At 71.2% G+C, this 17,856-nt stretch carries 16 protein-coding genes; 9 read left to right on the forward strand and 7 right to left on the reverse strand.

Translation table 11 applies throughout. The features are described from left to right. Window positions 1–69: 69 nt before the first annotated feature. Window positions 70–1,428 (forward strand): pyridoxal phosphate-dependent decarboxylase family protein, encoded by a 1,359-nt coding sequence (locus BS73_RS28265; RefSeq protein WP_235215568.1) that lies wholly within the window; start codon window positions 70–72, stop codon window positions 1,426–1,428. Between the two features lie 54 nt (window positions 1,429–1,482). Here BS73_RS28265 and BS73_RS28270 read toward each other — a convergent pair whose 3' ends face one another. After that, the gene (locus tag BS73_RS28270) at window positions 1,483–2,367 is read right to left on the reverse strand and encodes a GNAT family N-acetyltransferase (RefSeq protein ID WP_037577202.1); all 885 of its coding nucleotides are present in this window, start codon (window positions 2,365–2,367) and stop codon (window positions 1,483–1,485) included. Between the two features lie 178 nt (window positions 2,368–2,545). On the opposite strand from BS73_RS28270, the gene erpA reads away from it, so the two are divergent. Beyond that, the gene (gene erpA / locus BS73_RS28275; protein WP_037577204.1) at window positions 2,546–2,899 is read left to right on the forward strand and encodes an iron-sulfur cluster insertion protein ErpA; all 354 of its coding nucleotides are present in this window, start codon (window positions 2,546–2,548) and stop codon (window positions 2,897–2,899) included. A 158-nt stretch (window positions 2,900–3,057) separates the two neighbouring features. On the opposite strand, the gene BS73_RS28280 is transcribed toward erpA, so the two are convergent. Both BS73_RS28280 and BS73_RS28285 read right to left on the reverse strand, forming a co-directional pair. Further along, the gene (locus BS73_RS28280) at window positions 3,058–3,690 is read right to left on the reverse strand and encodes a hypothetical protein (protein WP_037577209.1); all 633 of its coding nucleotides are present in this window, start codon (window positions 3,688–3,690) and stop codon (window positions 3,058–3,060) included. 88 nt (window positions 3,691–3,778) lie between these two features. Beyond that, window positions 3,779–4,030, reverse strand: coding sequence for a hypothetical protein (locus BS73_RS28285; protein WP_037577211.1), 252 nt, complete (start codon window positions 4,028–4,030; stop codon window positions 3,779–3,781). Between the two features lie 317 nt (window positions 4,031–4,347). Here BS73_RS28285 and BS73_RS28290 point away from each other — a divergent pair, with 317 nt between their 5' ends. The 3 genes from BS73_RS28290 to BS73_RS37800 all read left to right on the forward strand — a co-directional run bounded on the left by BS73_RS28290 (window position 4,348) and on the right by BS73_RS37800 (window position 7,221). Then, window positions 4,348–5,322, forward strand: coding sequence for a carbohydrate kinase family protein (locus BS73_RS28290; RefSeq protein ID WP_037577217.1), 975 nt, complete (start codon window positions 4,348–4,350; stop codon window positions 5,320–5,322). Between the two features lie 161 nt (window positions 5,323–5,483). Next, entirely contained in the window at window positions 5,484–6,164 is a 681-nt protein-coding gene (locus BS73_RS37795) for a hypothetical protein (RefSeq protein ID WP_152617752.1), read from the forward strand. Between the two features lie 190 nt (window positions 6,165–6,354). Continuing rightward, complete coding sequence (locus BS73_RS37800) at window positions 6,355–7,221, forward strand: class F sortase (protein ID WP_152617753.1); 867 nt, start codon at window positions 6,355–6,357, stop codon at window positions 7,219–7,221. A gap of 6 nt (window positions 7,222–7,227) precedes the next feature. On the opposite strand, the gene BS73_RS28305 is transcribed toward BS73_RS37800, so the two are convergent. Continuing rightward, entirely contained in the window at window positions 7,228–8,661 is a 1,434-nt protein-coding gene (locus BS73_RS28305; RefSeq protein ID WP_037577218.1) for a cysteine desulfurase/sulfurtransferase TusA family protein, read from the reverse strand. Between the two features lie 776 nt (window positions 8,662–9,437). On the opposite strand from BS73_RS28305, the gene ctaC reads away from it, so the two are divergent. The 4 genes from ctaC (at window position 9,438) to BS73_RS28325 (ending at window position 14,029) form a co-directional block, all read left to right on the forward strand. After that, a complete protein-coding gene (gene ctaC / locus BS73_RS28310) occupies window positions 9,438–10,307 on the forward strand; it encodes an aa3-type cytochrome oxidase subunit II (RefSeq protein WP_037577220.1) in 870 nt (289 codons plus the stop codon). Continuing rightward, window positions 10,304–12,079 (forward strand): aa3-type cytochrome oxidase subunit I, encoded by a 1,776-nt coding sequence (gene ctaD, locus BS73_RS28315; RefSeq protein WP_037577222.1) that lies wholly within the window; start codon window positions 10,304–10,306, stop codon window positions 12,077–12,079. Before ctaC ends, ctaD begins: the two co-directional genes overlap by 4 nt. Continuing rightward, window positions 12,076–12,474 (forward strand): cytochrome c oxidase subunit 4, encoded by a 399-nt coding sequence (locus BS73_RS28320; RefSeq protein WP_037577224.1) that lies wholly within the window; start codon window positions 12,076–12,078, stop codon window positions 12,472–12,474. The genes ctaD and BS73_RS28320 overlap by 4 nt, the downstream gene beginning before the upstream one ends. A 262-nt stretch (window positions 12,475–12,736) precedes the next feature. Further along, a complete protein-coding gene (locus BS73_RS28325) occupies window positions 12,737–14,029 on the forward strand; it encodes a L,D-transpeptidase (RefSeq protein WP_037577227.1) in 1,293 nt (430 codons plus the stop codon). A gap of 261 nt (window positions 14,030–14,290) precedes the next feature. Here BS73_RS28325 and qcrB read toward each other — a convergent pair whose 3' ends face one another. The 3 genes from qcrB to qcrC are packed head-to-tail and all read right to left on the reverse strand — an operon-like array spanning window position 14,291 to window position 17,825. Next, on the reverse strand, window positions 14,291–15,961 hold the full coding sequence (gene qcrB / locus BS73_RS28330; RefSeq protein ID WP_037577229.1) for a cytochrome bc1 complex cytochrome b subunit: 1,671 nt from the start codon (window positions 15,959–15,961) through the stop codon (window positions 14,291–14,293). Continuing rightward, window positions 15,958–17,016, reverse strand: a complete 1,059-nt coding sequence (qcrA, locus tag BS73_RS28335) for a cytochrome bc1 complex Rieske iron-sulfur subunit (RefSeq protein ID WP_037577231.1) — start codon at window positions 17,014–17,016, stop codon at window positions 15,958–15,960. The genes qcrB and qcrA overlap by 4 nt, the downstream gene beginning before the upstream one ends. After that, window positions 17,013–17,825, reverse strand: coding sequence for a cytochrome bc1 complex diheme cytochrome c subunit (gene qcrC, locus BS73_RS28340; RefSeq protein WP_037577234.1), 813 nt, complete (start codon window positions 17,823–17,825; stop codon window positions 17,013–17,015). Before qcrC ends, qcrA begins: the two co-directional genes overlap by 4 nt. Window positions 17,826–17,856 lie beyond the last annotated feature (31 nt).

Below are 17,856 nucleotides of genomic sequence, written 5' to 3' on the forward strand. Positions count from 1 at the left end.
CACGAACGCTGCGTGGGGCTGCGCGTTCCGACGGAGTGCGGCGCGGCCACGCTGCCTAGTGTTCGCGGTGTGACAGCGCGAATGCATCAGTACGACGGTGAACTGGTCGATCTCGTCTTCAAGTACATGCGGGACCGGCTGCAGTACGACCCGGTCCCGCTGGACCACCCCGGTGACGGGGAGGTCCTCCGCGGCGCCCTGGACGGGCTGCTCAACGAGCGCGGAAACGATCCCGCGCAGGTGCTGAAGCTCTACGACCACGAGCTCTCGCGGGCGGTGATCTCCTGCGACAGCCCGCGCTACCTCTCCTTCGTGCCCTGCGCGCCGACCAAGGCCGCGCTGCTCTTCGACATGATCGTGTCCTGCGCCTCGCTGCAGGGGATCTCCTGGCTGGAGGCGGCCGGCGCGATCGCCGCCGAGAACCAGGTGCTGCGGCTGATCGCGGACCGGGCCGGGCTGCCGAAGACGGCCGGCGGGGTGTTCGTCTCCGGCGGGTCGGCGGCGAACCTGTCGGCGCTGGTGGTCGCCAGGGACACCGCCCGGCGCCGGCTCGGCGCCGGCCCCGGCGCGCGGCTGCGGATCGCCGTCTCGGACCAGACCCACTCCTCGGTGACCAATACGCTGAACATCATCGGCGTGGAGAAACTGCTGGTCAGGACCGAGAACCATCGGCTCACCGGCGCCGCGCTGCGAGCCGCGCTGGAGGCCGACCCGGACCCCTCCTCGGTGATCGGCGTGGTCGCCACCGCCGGCACCACCAACGCCGGCATCGTCGACGACCTGGCGGGCATCGCCGAGGTCGCCGAGGAGTACCGGCTCTGGTTCCACGTGGACGGCGCCTACGGCGGGGCCGGGCTGTTCGCCCCGACGGTGCGGGCGAAGTACGCCGGTGTCGAGCGCGCCGACTCTTTCGTGGTGGACCCGCACAAGTGGCTCTTCGCGCCCTTCGACTGCGCGGCCCTCCTCTACCGCGAGCCGCGCCTGGCCAAGGCGGTGCACACCCAGGACGCCTCCTACCTGGACGTCCTCCACGTGGAGGGCGAGGAGTGGAACCCCACCGACTACGCCTACCACCTCACCCGTCGGGCGCGCGGGCTGCCGCTGTGGTTCTCGCTGGCGGTGCACGGCGTCGGCGCCTACACCGAGGCGATCGAGACCGGGCTGCGGCTGGCCCGCGAGACCGCCGAGCTGATCCGCGCCGACGAGCGGCTGGAACTTGTCCGCGACCCGGAGCTGTCGGCGGTGGTCTTCCGCCGCAGGGGCTGGGCGGCCGAGGACTACCACGCCTGGTCGCGCCGGCTGCTCGCGGACCAGACCGGCTTCGTCACGCCGACCGGCTGGGAGGGCGAGACGGTCGCCCGGTTCGCCTTCCTCCACCCCGGGACCACCCTGGAGATGGTGCGGGAGATCCTGGCGACGATGGGCTGATCCGGTTTCAGGGTTTGAGGGTTTTAGGGTCAGTCTGACGAGAACGGGGGGGCGTCAGAGGTAGGCGCCGCTGGGGAGGTACGGGGCCGGCGGGCGCATCCCCCGCAGGGCGAGGTAGCCGCGGTTGCCGACGGTGAGGCCGGCCGCCAGGCCGACGTCCACCGCCCAGTCCTGCTCGGCGGTGAGGTGCTCGACCAGCGCCTCCTCGCCCGGCGGGGTGCGGGAGAGCGCCTCGATCAGCAGCCGTGCGGCCAGCCGCCGAGAGGTCGCGGCCAGCAGGTCGATCCGTCCGCCGGTGCGGTAGCAGTAGCCGCTCCCGGAGAGGGTGTCCACCAGCAGCAGCTCGTCGGCGGCCGCCAGCAGCCGGACGTGGTCGGGGCCGTGCGCCCCGCCGCGGGTCCTGCGGTCGACCGAGTCCAGCAGGTGCTGGTGCTCGATGTCGCCGAGGTGGACGGGGGTCGGCCCGGGGTCCGGCAGCGAGGCGGCGTCGACCGCGCCGGTCAGCCGCATCATCGGATGCAGCCGGAAGCCGGCCCCGTGGTAGCGGCGGGCGGCCCGGGGATCGGCCGAGGAGACGATGATCCCGCGCAGGCAGCCTCTGCCGTACGCGCGCACCTGGTCCAGCAGCATCCTGCCCGCCCCCTTGCCCTGCGCCTCGGGGACGACGGCCAGCAGGGAGAGGCCCCACAGGCTCTCCCGCCGGAGCGCCAGCGCGACGCCGACCGGCTCCCCGTCGTCCCGCTCGGCCAGCCAGCAGCCGTGCGGGTCGGTGTGGACGAGGTGGCGGAGGCGGGCGTCGTTCCGCCGGATCTGGGCAGGGGTCATCGGCGGGGGCGGCGGCTCGCCGCGCTCGGCGGCCAGGGCGGTGAACGCCCGGGTCTTGATCTGGCGGACGGTCAGGGCGTCCGCGGCGGAGGCGTGGATCGGACGCAGGAACATCGCTCCATCGTCGCTCCGCGAGGGCCGACCGGGAGGCGCTTTTCGAGTCGGTGATGTGCGAGCATGAAGCGGACACCGAAACGGACACCGTCAGCCGGCCGATCCCGGAATACATCCGGGGCGCCGCAGGTTTCCGCTGGCGGCAGAGCAGTACGTTGTCAAACCCGGGAGTTAGCAGATGACCGTCCAGGACGAGACCACCACCGACGGCGGGGTCATCCTCACCGACACCGCGGCGGAGAAGGTCAAGAGCCTGCTGGAGCAGGAGGGTCGCGAGGACCTGGCGCTGCGAGTCGCCGTCCAGCCCGGTGGTTGCTCCGGCCTTCGCTACCAGCTCTTCTTCGACGAGCGCGCGCTCGACGGAGACGTGGTCAAGGACTTCGGCGGCGTCCGCGTCGTGGTCGACCGGATGAGCGCCCCGTACCTGGGTGGGGCCACGATCGACTTCGTGGACACCATCGAGAAGCAGGGCTTCACCATCGACAACCCGAACGCGACCGGCTCCTGCGCCTGCGGCGACTCCTTCAGCTGAGCCGCGAGCGCCGGAGGTGATCCGGCGCACCACGCGTACACGGAACGGACGCACGGCCGTCCGCGGACCGGGAGACCGGTCGGCGGACGGCCGTGCGCGTCTGTGCGGGGTCCTCGGGGGTCGGTGGGCTCGTGGGCTCCCGTGGGCTCCCGCGGGCTCTACTGGGCGACCGGGCCGTGGGTGGCCTTGCCGCCGACCTTGGGACTGCCCGTCGCCGGGTGGGTGGGCAGCCGCTTGCCGTTCGAGAGGTCGACGACGGCGCGGGAGCCGAGCGGGGCGTGGAGGGTGGCGGCCAGGCTCTGCATCCGCTCCAGGGTCGGGCACATCTGACCGGCCGGGGGCGCCTTGGTCACCGATACGGTGATCCGGACCTGGCCGGAATGCGACTCGTCGGCGTGCAGTCCGTAGCTCTCGCAGACGCCGGCGACGAAGTAGACCGTGATCTTGTCCCCGGACGCCTGGTACGAGCCGGCGTTGAGGGGGTGCCCGACCGGATAGGCCGAGGAGGACGTGCCGCGCGGCGGGCCGCCGGGCTGGAGCGTCGGGCCGCCGGTGGGGGAGGGGCTCGCGGGGGTGCTCGCGCCGCTGTCCGCGGACCCGCCGCCGGAGCCCGGGGAGACCACCTTGGTGCCGGTGCTTGCGCAGCCGGCGGCCGTGGCGGCGAGGCCGGCGATGACGAGGCCGGAGAGCGCTGCGCCGAGCAGTCGCCGCGCGCCCGGGCCGCGCCGCCGGACGCCGCCGGCGGGGCTGCTGTGGCTGCTGTGGCTGTTGGGGGGTGCCTGTTCGGTCACCGGTGCCGCCTCCGTACTGATGCGTGGTGCTGTGTGCCGGAACGGCGATGGGACGCGGAACGGCCGGCTTCGGTTCCCCCCTCGGCGGTCAGCCGCCGTACTCGGGCATCCGGGCGATCAGGTCGGCCGTGCGGGCCGGGACGCGGAAGCCGCGGCGCGGGCGTTCCGGGCGCTCCGGGCGCTCCTCCGACGGCTCCTCCTCGGAGGGGCGGCCGCCGGGCAGCGGCGGCCAGTGCCGGCCGAGCCGGCGGGAGGAGCGGACCAGGCCCTCCAGGGTGTCCGGATCCGCCTCGCCGAGGAGGTAGGACGGCACGTGCACGGGGTTGTCCTTGGGCATCATGGCCGGCTCCTGGTGTACCGGTGGGCGCGGACGGGCAGCGGTGGTCGCGCGGGTGCGCGCCGCATACCTCCGCATACGTCCGACCGTAGAACGGCGGAGGGCGGCGATCCAGCGGTACCCGCAGGTAGTTCGGGTGATGTGGCGCGGCGGGGAGTTGACGCCGGGTCGGGACGGGGATCCGGTGGCGGCGCCGAGGGGCCGCCGGGGGACCGGTAGCGTGGGGTTCCGCTGGGCCGGATCGCCGGCGCCCGGCCCCGAGACCCTCGACTCGAACGCTCGATTCGAACCACTCGACCCGACCGCAAGGAGAACCCGTCGTGCGCATCGCCGTCACCGGCTCCATCGCCACCGACCACCTGATGAGCTTCCCCGGCCGGTTCACCGACCAGCTCGTCGCCGACCAGCTGCACACCGTCTCGCTCTCCTTCCTGGTCGACGAGCTGGAGGTACGCCGGGGCGGTGTGGCGCCGAACATCTGCTTCGGGATGGGCCTCCTCGGGCTGACCCCGGCGCTGGTCGGCGCGGCCGGCTCGGACTTCGACGAGTACCGGGCGTGGCTGGAGCGGCACCGGGTGGACACCCGCTCGGTGCACATCTCGGAGCTGAAGCACACCGCGCGGTTCGTCTGCACCACGGACTCCCAGCAGAACCAGATCGCCTCCTTCTACGCCGGGGCGATGGCCGAGGCGCGGAACATCGAACTGCGGCCGGTGGCCGAGCGGTTGGGCGGCCTCGACCTGGTGCTGATCGGGGCCGACGACCCGGAGGCGATGGTCCGGCACACCGAGGAGTGCCGGGGGCTCGGCTACCCGTTCGCCGCTGACCCCTCGCAGCAGGTGGCCCGGCTGGAGGGGGAGCAGATCCGGGACCTGGTGGACGGCGCCGCGTACCTCTTCTCCAACGAGTACGAGAAGGCGCTGATCGAGTCGAAGACCGGGTGGAGCGACGAGGAGATCCTCACCCGGGTCGGCGTCCGGGTCACCACGCTGGGCGCGAAGGGCGCCCGGATCGAGCGCAAGGGCGAGCCGCAGATCCTGGTGCCGGTCCCGCAGGAGAAGGCGAAGGTCGACCCGACCGGAGTCGGCGACGCCTTCCGGGCCGGCTTCGTGGCCGGCCTCTCCTGGGAGCTGGATCTGGAGCGGGCGGCGCAGGTGGGTTCGATGATGGCCACCCTGGTGATCGAGACCCTCGGCACCCAGGAGTACGAGCTGGGCGCGGGCCGCTTCCTGGAGCGTTTCGCCCTGGCGTACGGGGAGGACGCGGCCGAGGAGATCCGGGGGCGGATCGCCTGATCCGGCGAATCCTCGGGCGTCGATTCCTGACGCGCCCTCAGACGGGCTAATTCCGGGCTCGTCCTATGCCATGACAGTCATATTTTGAGCAGTTTGTGCAGTCATCTGCGCATTCGCTCGGCCCTGCCGATGTCCAAGCGTCCGGCTACGGGAGGAATGTCATGGCACGAGTCCGCATGGGCCTGGCCGTCGGTGCGGGGGCGGTGGTGCTGGCCGCGGTGCCGGCCGTCGCGGCGGCGGCGCCGGCCGCGCCCTCCGTCCCCGTCGCCCCGGTCGCCCCGGTGAGCGGAATCACCGTCGACCCCGGCGTGGGCTATCCGGGTGGTTCGGTCGACCTGCGGACCTTCGCCGACTGCGGAGGTGGCACCGGGACGGTCCTCTCGGACGCCCTGGCGGCGCCGGCCCGGCTGGCGCCGGCGGCCGACGGAGGGCTCTTCGTGTCGGCGCGGATCGCCCCCTCGGCGGAGGTCGGGCGGCACCGGCTGGTCGAGGTGTGCGGGGAGACCCCGGTCGCCGTCGGCGAGCTGACGGTCCGTTCGCTGGGCGCCGTCCATGCGGGCGGCGGGTATCTGGCGATGCACCCGCAGGCGCGGCAGACGGCCGCCCGGACCGCGGCGTCGGTGTCGTCGGTGTCGTCCGTGTCGTCCGTGTCCAATGACGGGTTCGGCGTCGGGGACGGGGTGGGAGCCCCGCCCGGTGCCGGCGGCGGTGGTGCGAGCGAGGCCGGGGGATCGGCGGACACCCGGGCTGCGGCCGAGGTCGTGGTCGCCGGGGCGGTACTGGCCGCCATCGGCGGGCTGGGCCGGCTGCTCCGCAGGGCGGGGGGTCTCGGTGCGCGCTGACGGCGAGGTGGAGGTCGAGGCCGCGACGGACGCGGGGGCGGCCGGCAAGGCGGCGGTCGGAGAGGCGACGAAGGGCCGTGGGCGGCCTGCGCGGCCCGGAGGGCCCGCTCGGGCTGGTCGGCCCCGGCGATCCGGTCGATCCGGGCGGTCGCTGAGGGCGTTGCGGGCGGCGCAGGTGGCGGGGGCGGACGTGGCCGCACCGCCGGTGGGCGGCTCCAGGGCCCGGCGGGCCTCCGGTTTCGCGGGGCGGGTGCGGCCGCGGGTGCTCCGCGCGCTGCGGCGGCTGCGCAGCGCCCGGGCCCGCAGGCGGCTGGCCAGGAGGCTGCTCGGCGGGGTCTCCGGTGCGGTGCTCGGCGCCGCGCTGCTGGGGACCGCCCATGGCGGGGGCGCCCAGCCGGCGCGGCCCGCCGAGGGCCTGGCGACCGGCGCGCCCGCCGCGGCGGCGCGTACCACCAGTACGGACGCGGTCGGGATGGCGCGGGCCGCCGGGATGCTGGGCTCCGCCGGCGGCCGGCCCGCGGCCCCCGCCGGGCCCGAGCCGCAGCAGCGCCCCCCGGCGGCGGCTTCGCGGGGAAGCGTGCAGCCGCTGCCCGCCTCCACGCCGGTGTCGCTCGCCGTTCCGGCGATCAGGCTGCGGGCGCCGTTGCTGGCGCTGGGGCTGGACAAGACCGGGGCGGTGGAGACGCCGCCGTACGACATGCCGGGGACGGCGGCCTGGTTCCGGGACTCGCCGGCGCCGGGGTCGGCCGGGGCCGCGGTGCTGGTCGGCCATGTGGACACCCCCACCGGGCCGGCGGTGTTCTGGAACCTGGCCGCGCTGCGGGCCGGCGCGCGGATCGAGGTCACCAGGCTGGACGGCAGGGTGGCGGTCTTCACGGTGGAGCGGGTGCGCTCCTACTCCAAGGCGGCCTTCCCCGCCAAGGAGGTGTACTCCGGCTCCGGGCCGGCCGACCGGGCCGAGCTGCGGCTGATCACCTGCGGCGGCGCGTTCGACCGCAAGCGGGCGGAGTACACCGGGAACGTCGTCGTCTACGCGCGGCTGAGCGCGGTGCGCTGACGGCGGTCAGGAGCGGCGGCGGACCGCGTAACCGGTACCGGCCGGGAGGCCGTGCTCAGGACCGGGGGACTCGCCCAGGTACTCCTGCCCGCGCATCTCGCACCAGGCCGGGACATCCAGACGGGCGGCCTCGTCGTCCGAGACGACGAGGATGGTGCCGCCGACCGGTACGTCGGTGAGGTGCTTGGCGAGTTCGATGATCGGGACCGGGCAACGGCGGCCGAGGGTGTCCAGGACCAGCTGCTCCTGGAGTGCCGGTGCGGACGCGGCCGGGGCGTCAGGGGCCAGGTGGGCCCGGACGGAGGCGACGGCCTTCGGGAGCACCTCCAGGAAGCGGTCGACCTCCGACTCGGGCGTCCCCGGCGGGAGGGAGAGGCGGAGGTTGCCCTCGGTCAGCACGCCCATCGCGGCCAGCACATGGCTGGGCGTCAGGGTCGAGGAGGTGCAGGAGGAGCCGGAGGAGAGGGCGAAGCCCGACCGGTCCAGCTCGGTCAGCAGCGCCTCGCCGTCCACATAGAGGCAGGAGAAGGTGACCAGGTGGGGGAGGCGGGCGTCCGGATCGGCCGGCCCGAGGACCGAGACGTCGGGGACGAGCTCGGGGACGCGGGCCCGGAGGCGGTCGGTGAGCGCGCGGAGGCGGGCGTTCTCGGCGGCGGCCTCGGCGCGGACCGCGCGGAGGGCGACGGCGGCGGCGGTGATCGCGGGGATGTCCGGAAAGCCCGGGATGCCGGGGGTGTTGGCGGAGCTCCCGTGGACGCGCTCGTCCGGGGGGAGCGGGCTGCGGTAGCGGGTGCCCTTGCGGACGGCGAGGACGCCGATCCCGGGCGGTCCGCCCCATTTGTGGGCACTCGCGGCGAGGAGTGACCAGCCGTCAGGGGTGGGGAGGCGCCCGGCGGTCTGGGCGGCGTCGACCAGGAGGGGGAGGCCGCGCTCGGCGCAGGCCGCCGCCGCGTCGGCGACCGGCTGGAGGGTGCCGACCTCGTGGTTGGCGGACTGGAGGCAGGCCAGCGCGGTGTCCTCGCGGAGGGCGGCGGCGAAGTCCTCGGGGGAGACGCGGGCGTGGCGGTCGACGGGGACGGAGGTGATGTCGGCGTCGGCGTCGGCGGACGCGGCGGCGTGGAGGACCGCGGAGTGCTCGACGGCCGAGTGGACGAGGTGGCGGCCGACGCGCCGGCGGGCGGCGAGGGTGCCGAGGACGCCGAGGTGGAGGGAGTGGGTCCCGGAGGTGGTGAAGGCGAGCTCGTCGGGACGGGCGCCGAGTTCGGCGGCGAGGGACTCTCGGGCGGCGTCCAGCAGTTGCCTGGCCTGGCGGCCGGCGCGGTAGAGGCGGGCGGGGTCGGCCCAGCCCTCGTCGGCGGCGGCGAGGTAGGCCTCGCGGGCGAGGGGGTGGAGCGGGACGGCGGAGGCGGCGTCGAAGTATCCGCGCGGCGGGACGAGCATGAGTCCTCACGGTAGCGGTCTCTTCGCTTGCCCCGGCCCCCGCGTAGTTGCGCGGCAACTCAAGGGGCGCGGGGAACTGCGCGGCTGGCGCCGCAGTCTGCCGCACTCGGCAGCGGGGTTCGGGTTGCAACCCTCCCCCACGCCTTAAGGGCGCGGGGGGACCCCCATGCCGTTGCCGGGTGCGGCGCCGTGGTGGGCTGGTCGCGCAGTTCCCCGCGCCCCTGACTTGCGCCTGCGGCGCTGCGCTCGGGGCGCCGGCGCCGCCGGGGTGGAGCCCGCAGGGCTAATCCAGGGGCGCGGGGAACTGCGCGGCTCGCCGCTAACGGTTCGCACTCGGCAGCGGGGGCCGGGTTGCAACCCGTTGGCCGTCGCCGGGTGCGGCGCCGTAGTGGGCTGGCCGCGCAGTTCCCCGCGCCCCTTGCTTGCGCCTGCGGCGCTGACGGGCCGTCAGGGCGGTGTCCGGTGTGGGGGGCGCGTAAAGGCCGCGGGGGTCGGTCTGAGATAGTCGGCGGTGCTGTCGACGTGGCGTCAGGAAGCCTTGTCGGGAGGGGGAGATGGGATCGCGCGAAAGGCCGCTTTGGCCAGCGTGACCTGGGAATCCACCCGATCGGGGGCCATCCGGGGGCCCGTTCGGCGCGTTAGCCGGACCTGCCCGCGAGAGCCCTGAGGGGCTGGAGTAGGGTTTGGGCCGCATAAACATCCAAACCGAGCCCGTGACCGGGCCGCCGGATCGTCCGGAGGCCGCGTTCGCGGGCGAGACTTCGGGAAGGCGCTACGTGAGTCCCAACGGCTCCGGCCGCTCGCCGCGGCGCACGAGGCGGAAGCTGCTTTCAGCGCTGACACTGGGCCTCGTCCTTGCGACCGCCACCGGCTGTTCGTCCCAGGACCTGCCCAGGCTCGGCCTGCCGACCCCCGTCACCACGACGGGGCCGATCGTCCTCCACCTCTGGCAGGGATCCTGGATCGCCGCGCTGATCGTCGGCGTGATCGTCTGGGGCCTGATCCTGTGGAGTGTGTTCTTCCACCGGCGCAGCCGCTCGGGGGTCGAGGTACCTCCGCAGTTCCGGTACAACCTCCCCCTCGAGGCGCTGTACACGGCTGTTCCGATCGTCATCGTCTCGGTGCTGTTCTACTTCACCGCGCGGGACGAGAACACGATGCTCAAGGTGTCGAAGCACCCTGACCACATCGTCAACGTGGTGGGCTTCCAGTGGAGCTGGGCGTTCAACTACGAGCACTCGGTGACCAACACCACCATGAACACCGTGTCCAAGGACCAGAGCGGTGCCTACGACGTCGGCACCCCGGGCACGCCGCCGACCCTGTGGCTGCCCGAGGGCCAGTCCACGGAGTTCCAGCTGACCTCCCGCGACGTCATCCATGACTTCTGGCCCATCAACTTCATGATGAAGATGGACGTCATCCCGGGCATGGTCAACAAGTTCCAGGTGACGCCCACCCACTACGGGACCTTCCGCGGCAAGTGCGCGGAGCTCTGCGGCGTCGCCCACTCGCGGATGCTCTTCAACGTCAAGGTGGTGACCCCGGCTCAGTACGAGGCGCACCTCAAGGAGTTGAGGGCCAAGGGCCAGGGCGGTGCGGTGCTCTCCGGCATCACGACCACGGGAAGTGACAACGCAAAGTGACCATCCTCAACGAGCCTCTCGGGGCCGCCGGAGGAGCCGGGACATCCGCTGACAGCGGGGGTAGCACCGGCACCGTGAAGCGGCGCTCACCCGGGGCACAGATCATCAAGTGGCTGACCACCACTGACCACAAGACCATCGGCACACTCTACCTGGCGACCTCGTTCGCCTTCTTCCTGATCGGCGGCATCCTCGCCCTGGTCATGCGTGCCGAGCTGGCCCGGCCCGGGCTGCAGATCCTCACGGACGAGCAGTTCAACCAGGCCTTCACCATGCACGGCACGATCATGCTGCTGATGTTCGCGACCCCGCTCTTCTCCGGGTTCACGAACTGGATCATGCCGCTGCAGATCGGCGCCCCCGACGTCGCCTTCCCGCGGCTGAACATGCTGGCCTACTGGCTGTACCTGTTCGGCTCGATCATCGCGGTCGGCGGCTTCGTCACCCCGCAGGGCGCGGCCGACTTCGGCTGGTTCGCGTACTCCCCGCTGTCGGACGCGGTGCGCTCGCCCAGCGTCGGCGCCGACATGTGGATCCTCGGTCTGGCCATGTCCGGCTTCGGCACCATCATGGGTGCGGTCAACTTCATCACCACCATCATCTGCATGCGCGCCCCCGGCATGACGATGTTCCGGATGCCGATCTTCGTCTGGAACGTGCTGCTGACCTCGGTGCTGGTGCTCTTCGCCTTCCCGGTGCTGGCCGCCGCGCTGCTCGCGCTGGAGGCGGACAGAAAGTTCGGGGCGCACGTATTCGACGCCGCCAACGGCGGAGCGATCCTCTGGCAGCACCTCTTCTGGTTCTTCGGCCATCCAGAGGTGTACATCATCGCGCTGCCGTTCTTCGGGATCATCTCCGAGATCATCCCGGTGTTCAGCCGCAAGCCGATGTTCGGCTACTCCGGCCTGATCGCGGCGACGATCGGCATCGCCGGCCTGTCCGTGACCGTGTGGGCCCACCACATGTACGTCACCGGCGCCGTCCTGCTGCCGTTCTTCTCCTTCATGACCTTCCTGATCGCGGTACCGACCGGTGTGAAGTTCTTCAACTGGATCGGCACGATGTGGAAGGGGTCCCTGAGCTTCGAGACACCGATGCTATGGACGGTCGGCTTCCTGATCACCTTCGTCTTCGGTGGTCTGACGGGTGTCCTGCTGGCCGCCCCGCCGATCGACTTCCACGTCTCGGACTCGTACTTCGTGGTGGCGCACTTCCACTACGTGGTCTTCGGCACCGTGGTCTTCGCGATGTTCGCGGGCTTCCACTTCTGGTGGCCCAAGATGACCGGGAAGATGCTGGACGAGCGGCTCGGCAAGATCACCTTCTGGACGCTGTTCATCGGCTTCCACACCACCTTCCTGGTGCAGCACTGGCTGGGCGCCGAGGGCATGCCGCGCCGTTACGCGGACTACCTGGCGAGTGACGGCTTCACCACCCTGAACACCGTCTCCACCATCGGCTCCTTCCTGCTGGGCGCGTCGATCCTGCCGTTCCTCTACAACGTCTGGAAGACCGCCAAGTACGGCAAGAAGGTCACCGAGGACGACCCGTGGGGCTGGGGCCGTTCGCTGGAGTGGGCGACCTCCTGCCCGCCGCCGCGGCACAACTTCACCTCGCTGCCCCGGATCCGCTCCGAATCCCCGGCCTTCGACCTCCACCACCCGGAGATCGCCGCGGCCGAGAACTACGAGCACTTCCTGCAGCACGCCGAGGCCGACCAGGCCGACGCCGTCTCCGCCGGCAACTCGACCTCGGAGGAGAACGACCGATGAGGGCACAGGGCAAGATCTTCGCCGGGTTCGCCATCTTCGTTCTGGGGATCGCGATCTGGTACGGCCTGTGGTCGAAGGACCCGACCGGCACCACCGCGCTCTTCCTGGCCTTCGGGCTGTGCGCGTTCATCGGGTTCTACCTGCTCTTCACCGCCCGCCGGGTGGACACCGGCGCCGGGGACAACCCCGACGCCGAGGTCTCCGACGACGCCGGTGAGATCGGGTTCTTCAGCCCGCACAGCTGGCAGCCCCTGATGCTCGGGGTCGGCGGATCCTTCGCCTTCCTCGGCCTGATCTTCGGCTGGTGGCTGATGTACTTCGCCGCCCCGATCATCGCCGTCGGGCTCTTCGGCTGGGTCTTCGAGTACTACCGCGGAGAGAACCAGCGCTACTGACCTACGGGCAGTAGGCGGTAAGCAGTAAGCAGGCAGCAGCTACGGACAGAGCGGCCGGGCCGCGCGTCCTGAGCGATCGTCAGAGGATCGCCAGGGCCGCGGCCCGGCCGCTTCTCTCATCCGTTCTCCCGGTGGAAGCCACTCTCGTGGGTCAATCCAGGGCTTTTCGGCTGGGGGCCGGAGTGCCGTCTTCCATACGCTATGTGACAGTCCGTCGAATCATCAGAAATCGGACTCCAGTCACCAGTCACTCGGGAGGCGCATGGTGGCCAGGCAGCACCAGGACTCGATCCGCCGAAGGCGGCTCACCGCACTGGCCGTGGGCACGGCCCTGGCCTGCACGGCGCTGCCCGCCCTCAGCGCCTGCTCCGGAGGCGGAGGCGGTGACGCCGCGGCCGGCTCGGTCTCGATCAGCCCGGAGCAGGGCGGCCAGGTGGACGCGAGCAGCCCGGTGGTGGTGAGCGCCACCGGCGGCGGCCACCTCTCGGACGTCACCGTCTACGACGCGGACGGCGCCCGGGTGCCGGGCGAGCTGGCGTCGGACGACAAGAGCTGGCGCACCACCGAGCCGCTGGGCGCCGGGCGGAAGTACACCGTCCAGGTCCTCAGCGATGGCGGCGGCAGCGGCTTCTCCAGCTCGGTACGGACGTTCACCACCAAGAGCGCGTCCAATCTCCTCACCGCCCAGCTGGGGCCCGCGGACGGGGCCGTGTACGGCGTCGGCGAGCCCATCACGGCCACCCTGAGCGCGCCGGTGCACGACCCGGAGGCGCGGAAGGAGGTGGAGAGCGGACTGGTCGTCAAGTCCAACCCCTCGGTCACCGGGGGCTGGTACTGGGTGGACGACCGGACGCTGCACTTCCGCCCGCAGGGCTACTGGCCGGCGCACGCGGCGATCAGCGCCTCCTTCGACCTCCACGGGCGGCGGATCGGCCCGCCCTCGTCGAAGCTGTACGCGGGCTCGCCCACGAAGATCGCCTTCCGTACCGGGGACTCGATGGTCTCGGTGACGGACGTGGCCTCCGACTACATGAAGATCTACCGGAACGGGAACGTGATCCGCACCCTTCCGGTGACCACCGGCAAGGCCGGGTTCAGGACCAGGGGCGGGATCAAGGTGGTCCTGGAGCAGGCGCCCGAGGTGTTCATGAACTCCGAGACGGTGGGGATCGCGGCCGGCAGCTCCAACGCGTACCACATGAACGTCTACTGGGACACGAGGGTGACGTGGAGCGGGGAGTACGTCCACGCGGCGCCGTGGTCGGAGGGCTCGCAGGGGGTGGCGAACGTCAGCCACGGGTGCACGGGGATGTCCACGGAGAACGCGCGCTGGTTCTACGAGAACTTCCGCAAGGGGGACGTGGTGCAGGTCGTCCATGCGGACGGCAAGCAGATGGAGCCGTTCGGCAACGGCTTCGGCGACTGGAACCTCAGCTGGTCGCAGTGGCGGTCCGGGAGCGCGCTGGGGCGGCCGGTGGTGACCGCGACGGATGTGGACGGCGGAAGCGGCGCTTCGGCGCAGCAGGTGGGCTACCTGCGACCGCAGGCGTCGTAGCAGCCCCGCCCCGGAAGTCGGCCCGAAGGGCCACTTCAGGGGCGCGGGGAACTGCGCGCCCAGCGTGAAACGGCGCCGCACACGGCAGCGACCACCGGGTTGCAACTCGGTCACCGTTGCCGTGTGCGGCGCCGCTTTCCGCTGGGCGCGCAGTTCCCCGCGCCCCTTGATTCGCTGCGCGAATCCGGGGCGAACAGCCGGGCCCGGTGCCCCCCGAGGGGGGAACCGGGCCCTTGTGGCGAGCTACGCGCGCTTCGCGCGTCAGTGGTGGCCGTGGCCGGAGGTGATCTCCGCGTGCTCCTCTGCGGTCGGCTTGGGGATCTGGCCGGTCTCGCCGAAGTACCCGCGGGACAGCTTCGCCCGCAGCTTCTGACTGGCCGTCACCTTGCGCTTGACGCCGTTCTCGTCCACCGCCGCCGGCAGCTCGGCGGGCTTCAGCTGCTCGTGCGCGGTGAGGGTGTGGAGGTCCGCCTGGTCCAGCGGGGCGTGCACCTCGATGAACTCACCGTGCGGCAGGCGCTTGATGACGCCGGACTCGCGGCCGTGGAGGACCTTCTCCTTGTCCCGCCGCTGGAGGCCGAGGCACCAGCGCTTGGTCACCATGAAGACGATGACCGGCAGGACGAAGAAGCCGATCCGGCTGACCCAGGTGATCGCGTTGATCGACAGGTGGAAGTGGGTGGCGAAGAGGTCGTTGCCACCCGCGACCAGCAGCAGGATGTACTCGGCGGCCCAGGCGGCGCCGATGCCGGTGCGGACCGGGGCGTTGCGCGGGCGGTCCAGGATGTGGTGCTCGCGCTTGTCGCCGGTGATCCAGCCCTCGATGAAGGGGTAGACACCGATCGCGACCATCACAAGACCGAAGACCACCAGCGGGATGAAGACGCCCAACTCCCAGGTGTGGCCCCAGGTGTGGAGCTCCCAGCCCGGCATGATGCGGATCAGGCCCTCGGAGAAGCCCATGTACCAGTCGGGCTGCGCGTCGGTGGACACCTGGTCCGGCCGGTAGGGGCCGAACATCCAGATCGGGTTGACCGTGGCGACCGCGGAGACCGCCGCGATGACGCCGAAGACCAGGAAGAAGAAGCCGCCCGCCTTCGCCATGTAGACCGGCATCAGCGGCATGCCGACGACGTTCTTCTCGCTCTTGCCGGGGCCCGCCCACTGGGTGTGCTTGTGGTAGAAGACCAGGATCAGGTGGGCCACCAGCAGGCCCAGCATGATGCCCGGGATCAGCAGCACGTGGATGGTGAAGAACCTCGGGATGATGTCCGTGCCGGGGAACTGGCCGCCGTACAGGAACATCTGGATGTACGTGCCGACGATCGGCACGGACAGGATCGCGCCCTCCATGAAGCGGATACCCGTACCGGACAGCAGGTCGTCCGGGAGGGAGTAGCCCATGAAGCCGTCGAACATGCCGAGGAACAGCAGCAGGAAGCCGAACAGCCAGTTGATCTCACGCGGCTTGCGGAACGCACCGGTGAAGAAGATGCGCATCATGTGGACGACCATGGCCGCCACGAAGACGATCGCCGCCCAGTGGTGGATCTGGCGGATCAGCAGGCCGCCGCGGACATCGAAGCTGATGTCCATCGCCGACTTGAAGGCCTCCGACATCCGGATGCCGTCCAGCGGGGTGTAGGAGCCGTGGTAGACGACCTCACCCATGCTGGGGTTGAAGAACAGCGTCAGGTAGACGCCGGTCAGGATGATGATGATGAAGCTGTAGAGGCAGATCTCGCCCAGCATGAAGGACCAGTGGTCCGGGAAGATCTTCCGCAGGTTGGACTTGGCCAGGGTGTAGATCCCCAGCCGGCCGTCCAGCCAGTCCGCCGCCTTCTCGCCCGGCGAGGCCGGCTTCGTGGGGGCCGCTGCCGACGAAGAGCCGTTCGTGGCGGCAGCACCGTGTGTCCCGTGTGTCGTGGTCATGCGCTGCGCTCCCAGTAACCGGGGCCGACGGGCTTGCTGAAGTCCCCGAGCGCCTCCAGGTAGCCCTGGTCGTTCACCGCGATCCGCAGCTGCGGCAGCGGGTGGCCGGCCGGGCCGAAGATCACCTTGCCGCCGTCCGAGAGGTCGAACGTCGACTGGTGGCACGGGCAGAGGACGTGGTGGGTCTGCTGCTCGTAGAGGCTGATCGGGCAACCCACGTGGGTGCAGATCTTGGAGTAGGCGAGGACGCCCTGGTAGCCCCAGTCAGCGGTCTGACGGGACTTGATGTCCTCCGGCTGGATCCGGACGAGCATCAGGGCGGCCTTGGCCATGACCTCCTGGAAGTCCTCCTGGTCCTCCTCCACGCCCTGCGGCTTGGCGAAGGTCAGGGAACCGGTCTCGATGTCCGAGGCCTTGATCGGCTCGTCGGTGTTCATGTTGACCAGCAGCTTGCCGCGGCTCCAGGCGGTCTGCTCGAGCTTCTTCTCGGGCAGCGGGCCCAGGTCGCGGAAGAGGAAGAGCGCGCTCAGCGGCAGCAGGCCCATCGCACCGATCATGGTGTTCCGGATCAGCTTGCGGCGGCCGAAGCCGCTCTCCTCGGCGCCCTGCTTGAAGTCCGCGAAGACCTTCGCGCGGACGTCCTCGGGGGCCTCGATCGGGTGCCGCTCGGAGGGGTGCTCCTCGTCGGACATCAGGGTGCGGGCCCAGTGGACCGCGCCCGCGCCGATGCAGAACAGCGCCACGCCCAGGGTCAGACCCAGCGTGAAGTTCATCGCGAGGACGTGGCCGAACGGCCAGACGTAGATGATCTTCGAGTTGCCGAGCGTCGCGTATGCGACCAGGAAGGCGATGGTCGCCAGCATGGAGATGACGAAGAGGAACGCCACCTGGCGCTCGGCCCGACGGGCCGCACGCTCATCGATGTCGGTGCGGCGGGGCTCGTGAGGGGGCAGACCCGGGTCGGCGAACGGGTCGTCGCTCACCGCGACGCCGTCGCCGTGTGGCTCTACGGCCTCAGGCAGGTTGTCTTCAGACATGTTGTCCTGGCTACTCATGACTTCTTGGCCTTGGTGGTCCGGGCGGCGATCCAGATGGCGACGCCGATCAGCGCGCCCAGAGCGAAGATCCAGCCGAACAGGCCCTCGGTCACGGGGCCGAGCCGTCCCAGGCTCAGACCGCCGTAGTTGGGGTTGTCGGTGGACGTGGTGTGCTCGACGAAAGCGATGATCTGCTGCTTCTGCTTCTGCGGCATCGTGCTGTCCGGGAAGGACGGCATGTTCTGCGGCCCGGTCAGCATCGCCTCGTACATGTGCTTGGGGCTGACGCCCTTGAGGGACGGCGCGAACTTGCCTCCGCTCAGCGCACCGCCCTCACCGGCGAAGTTGTGGCACTGCGCGCAGTTGGTGCGGAACAGCTCTCCGCCCTGGGAGACCGCCTGCGGGTCCGTCGTCGTGTAGTCCGACTTGGACGGGATGGACGGACCGGGGCCGAGGGAGGCCACGTAGGCCGCCATCTGGTCGATCTCGGCCTGGGAGTAGATGTTCTTCTTCTTCTCCACCTGCGGGCCGGGCTGCTGCGCCGGCATGCGGCCGGTGCCGACCTGGAAGTCCACCGCCGCGGAGCCGACGCCGACCAGGCTGGGCCCGTCGCTGCTGCCCTGTCCGTTCAGGCCGTGGCAGCTCGAGCAGCCGGTCGCGAAGAGCTTCTTGCCCTGCTCGATCGCGAGTGACTGCGAGGAGGTGTCTGCCTGAGCCGAGCCGGCGGGCGCGAAAGCGGCATACAGCCCCCCGGTGGCCGCGAGCGCGAAGAGTAGGACGACGAGCGCCGCCAGTGGGTGGCGCCGTCGTGCGGAGAGCTTTTTCACGGATTAACCCCGGTTGAGGATCTGAGCGTCT

Origin of the sequence: Phaeacidiphilus oryzae TH49, from assembly GCF_000744815.1 — a bacterium.
GTDB classification, from domain to species: domain Bacteria; phylum Actinomycetota; class Actinomycetes; order Streptomycetales; family Streptomycetaceae; genus Phaeacidiphilus; species Phaeacidiphilus oryzae.

Coding starts and splice junctions, on each gene's coding strand:
- BS73_RS28270 (WP_037577202.1), bottom strand. CDS start 2,367: ATGTTCCTGCGTCCGATCCACGCCTCCGCCGCGGACGCCCTGACCGTC.
- erpA (WP_037577204.1), top strand. CDS start 2,546: ATGACCGTCCAGGACGAGACCACCACCGACGGCGGGGTCATCCTCACC.
- BS73_RS28305 (WP_037577218.1), bottom strand. CDS start 8,661: ATGCTCGTCCCGCCGCGCGGATACTTCGACGCCGCCTCCGCCGTCCCG.
- BS73_RS28285 (WP_037577211.1), bottom strand. CDS start 4,030: ATGATGCCCAAGGACAACCCCGTGCACGTGCCGTCCTACCTCCTCGGC.
- qcrA (WP_037577231.1), bottom strand. CDS start 17,016: ATGAGTAGCCAGGACAACATGTCTGAAGACAACCTGCCTGAGGCCGTA.
- BS73_RS28320 (WP_037577224.1), top strand. CDS start 12,076: ATGAGGGCACAGGGCAAGATCTTCGCCGGGTTCGCCATCTTCGTTCTG.
- BS73_RS28325 (WP_037577227.1), top strand. CDS start 12,737: ATGGTGGCCAGGCAGCACCAGGACTCGATCCGCCGAAGGCGGCTCACC.
- BS73_RS37795 (WP_152617752.1), top strand. CDS start 5,484: ATGGCACGAGTCCGCATGGGCCTGGCCGTCGGTGCGGGGGCGGTGGTG.
- qcrB (WP_037577229.1), bottom strand. CDS start 15,961: ATGACCACGACACACGGGACACACGGTGCTGCCGCCACGAACGGCTCT.